We start from the raw sequence: 3,938 nt of genomic DNA, 5'->3' as shown, positions 1-3,938 counted from the left end.
CCGCGTACAGCGGGTCGGATCCGGTTTCGATGCGCACGAGTGCCCCGACGGGCAGGGCCGGTACTTCGTCGCCCAGTGTCAGGGAGGGGAACGCGTCCAGGTCGAACGGACCGTTGCCGTGGCCTTCATCACCGAGTTCGTAGCCGAAATAGGCCGCGTTGAAGGCGACCACGGTGTGCACCGGACACACGCGGTCGGCCACGACCGCCTCCAGGTAGCGACGCAACCGTTCCAGTTCCTCGGGGGGTGTGCTGCGGTGTCCGCCGGTCATGGCCGGAGTGAGCACAGGCTCGCCATCGAACGGCCGCCAGATGTCCTGTCCAGTGCTGATCATCGTGGTCACGCCCAGCCGCCCTTTCGTTCGGATCCGATTCCCGCCCGGTGGGATCTCGTGTGTCGGACAGGGCGGACGGCTCGCCAGAGGCTGTCCGGGCCCTCGACTGCGGCTCCGGCTGCGGCCAACCGTGTGAGACTCGCGCCTACTGCCGCATAGGGCAGATCAGCACGACCGCCGAAATGGCGGCTTTCCCGGATCGCCTTCGGCAGGGGGATCATCTTTCGATTCCTCGGGTTGTAGGAGGATTCGTCGCCGCGTAGTGCGTGCCAGAGCCGGCGCGGGTGAGCGCCCTGCGGCTGAAGCTGCAGCAGCCGGTGGACCTGGAGGTCGACGCGCTGGTCGCGTAGTGAGGTGTCGGCACCGCCTCCCTCGCGGGGGCGCGGGCTGTCGAAGGCCTGGGCCACGGCAGGGCGCCGCTCCTCCACGGGCCAGCGGCCGGTGCCCCAGCAGGCCGAGCAGCGGCAGCGGGCCGTTGTGCAGCACCCCTGGGGCAGGTCGCTGACGCCGAAGTAATCGGCGAAGACCCGTTGGGCGCAGACCGTGCTCGCGTCGAAGAAGTTCCGGAGCCTGGCCAGTTCCTCGGCGGCTCGGCGCCCGCGTCGGCCGAGCAGCGGGAGGAACCCGTCGGGCAGGGTGCCGGTGCGGGTGATCAGACCGGTGACCAGGCGGCGGCTGGGTGCCGCTGAGACGTCCAGGAGCCCACGGTCGTGGAGGTCGGCGAGCAGTTCCCAGGTCGCCGACGGTCCATCGGCGACCAAGCGGTAGTCGGGGCACCGGGCGGCGAGTTCCCCGTCGAGAGCTCGGACGTCGACCTGTCGTGGGGTGTCCCAGGACAGGGCGGTGTCGATGACAGTTTGCTCCAGCCGCATGTCCTCGTCGCGCTCCGCTGCAGTGGTAAGCGTCTGTCCTGCGCCGTGTCCGGCCGGTCGGAGGTCGCCGGGTTTGACCGCGCAGAATGGCGGGTGGTCGCCGAGGTCCTCGACTGCGCCTAGGTCGGCGAGCGCGCTGAACGCCCGCATGATGCCGCCCTGGTAGCGCTCCTGGGTGTGCCGGTCGTCCAGCTCGGCCTCGCTCAGCGCACCGCTAGCGGCGTCTTCGGCCATGAGCAGGTCGGCCAGCCGTACCGGATCGAGCGTGCCGTCCCGCTGGGCGAGGACAAGGCTGCCCATGCGCCGGAGCAGCGACAGGGGCAGTTCCTGGCCCGTCATGAAACGGACCATGCGCAGACCCCGGCTCGTCGCGAGGGCGAGACCGCTGTTGACGGGGCCATCACCGGACGCGCCCCGGCCCGCGCCGTCCCGCCCCGCCCGGCCCAACTGCTGGTAGAGCGCGGCCAGGTCGGTAGGCGGCGACACACACATCACGGTGCGTACGTCGGGCCGGTTGACACCGAGCCCGAACGCGGAGGTGGCAACAACCACGACCGGGACGAAGCCGTCGTCGCCTTCCCGGGGCGCCTCCCGGAACCCGGTCATGACGGCCGCCTTCTCCGCCTCAGTCAGACGGCCGTGGTACCGCAGCACGCGGACGCCGGCGTCACCCACGTACTCGTGCAGGTGGGTGTAGAGGGTGTTGACCTCCTTGACGGTGAGGCAGTAGAGGATGGCGTGACCGTCGAGCGCGTCGACGACGCGCTCCACCAGCCCGGCCACACCTCCCTGTCCGAGCTGGTCGAGGGAGCGGCGGAAGACGGCGAGTTCGGGCCTGATCGGGTTCTCGCGCACCGTCAGGAGCCCGCCGACGACTCCGGAATGCTCTTCTTCGGCGGTCGCCTCGGCCGAAGCGGGCTCCGGGACCTCGGCGGGCAGACCGAACAGTCCTTCGCGCAGCGCCTCGTGGACGGCCCTGTTGGCGGTGGCGGTCACCGCGGTGACCGCCACCCCGTGGTCCCGGCGCAGCTCGTCCAGGAACCTGCTGACCCGGCGCATGCTGGGCCGGAAGTCCTCCCATTGCGGGAGCGTATGTGCCTCGTCCACGGCGATCCGGGTCACCCGGCCCGCCGCCGCGGCCGCGCGGACGGTCTCCCGGAAGCGCCGCTGACACAGGCGTTCCGGGCTGACGTAGAGCAGGCGGATACCGTGGTCGGCTCGACCGAGGAGCTGGTCCGTCACTTCTGTCTTGCCGGCCCTGCTGCTCGACTCGCGCAGCGGGGAGATGAGCGCGCGGACCGAGCCGCCGATGGACCGGTTCAGTTCGAGGGCCTGGTCGTGCATGAGAGCGACGAGCGGGCTGACGACCACGGTGACGCCGGGCAGGACCAGCGCGGGCAGCTGGAAGGTGAAGCTCTTGCCGAAGCCTGTGGGGAGCAGTCCGAGTACGTTGCGTCCCTCGGCCACGGCGGCGATGACGGCCTGCTGGGCCGGCTTGAGGGCCACGGGTTCGTCGACGAGCCGCAGCAATCCTCCGATGCGGGCGCAGCGGTCCTTGACCTCCTCCACAAGCAGGCCCTGTTCCCGCAGCTTCCGAGTCTCCTCGGTGGTCAGCGCCAGTTCGCGGATCCGCCTGGTGTGCGGTAGGAGGGTCTGTCGTTCGAGAGTTTCGTCGGTACACAGCTCCGCGGCCCGGGCGGGGTCCAGGAGGTTGTGGGCCGCCATGAACTCCCAGATGCGACGCCATCCTTCAGTCATGGTGGCGACGTTGCCGCCGCCGATGTCGCCGGTTTCCGGGTCGGGGCGCTGCAGTCCGTCCTCGAGGCTGCCGAGGAAGGCACGCCGGTAGGAGCGGCGCAGGCTGCTTGCTCCCGCGAGTTTGCGGTCGCTGATGACGACGACGCCGCGGTGGCGGTCGGAGCGGATGAGCCGGCCCACCGCCTGACGCAGCTGGAGCGCGGCGAGCGGAAGGTAGTAGTGCTCGGTGGCGGCACCTTCCGGATCGGGGTGGCCGGCCTGCTCGGCGCGTTCAGCGACCGCCGCGCGCCGGGCCTCCACGATCGGAGCGGCGAACGGAGCAAAGGGCAGTTTGTTGATCCACACCAGACGCAGCCGCTCGGCGTCGGAGACGTCGACCCCCTGCCACAGTCCTTTGGTTCCGACGAGAAACCCTCCGCCGTCCCGCCGGTCGGTGAAGGCCTGGTAGGCCCGGCCGTTGCCGAGAGTGAGTGCCTCGACGACAGGGGTGTCGAGGGCGCGGGAGCGCAGCTCCCGCACGAGGTGGAAGCCGATGCCCGCGGCGGTCGAGCGGGCGGTCGTGAGGATCATGCCGCCGCCGTCGAAGCCGTTGCTGTCGGCGCGTGCACGTGTCATTTCGGTGGCGAATCCGGCGACCTGGTGGGCAACGGTCCGCAGAGCGCCCTCCTCCTGCTCCGCCCAAGAGGGGAAGTCGGAGAAGCACACGACCTCGGCCTGGCTGTGCAGGGCGAACGGGGAAGGCAGAGCCAGCGTCGGCAGATCGTCGGGCAATCCGAGTCGGGTCCGTATGAAATCCCATTCCCCGGCGACACGCAGGGTCGCGGAGACGTAGTGGACACGGTCGAAGGACTCCAGGTAGCGCCGCCACTCTGGGTCTGCGGGCAGATCGACGGGACTGGTGGCGACACGGAAGCGGTAGGACCGCAGCTCCGCCCTGGGTTCGTCCACTTCCTCTAGATGTATGACGCGGGAAG

General features: G+C 70.2%; 1 protein-coding gene and 1 pseudogene. Both read right to left on the bottom strand.

The window, feature by feature from the left end; translation table 11 throughout:
* Window positions 1-334 (bottom strand): annotated as a pseudogene (locus ACQKIP_RS42125) (hypothetical protein); the annotation flags it as partial.
* 5 nt (window positions 335-339) lie between these two features.
* Window positions 340-3,912: a helicase C-terminal domain-containing protein gene (locus ACQKIP_RS42120; RefSeq protein ID WP_427745419.1), complete on the bottom strand. Its 3,573-nt coding sequence runs from the start codon at window positions 3,910-3,912 to the stop codon at window positions 340-342.
* Window positions 3,913-3,938: the final 26 nt, after the last annotated feature.

It is taken from the genome of Streptomyces sp. NPDC059900 (assembly GCF_050270335.1).
Lineage (GTDB): Bacteria > Actinomycetota > Actinomycetes > Streptomycetales > Streptomycetaceae > Streptomyces.
This window is presented reverse-complemented; position numbering and strand designations above follow the sequence as displayed.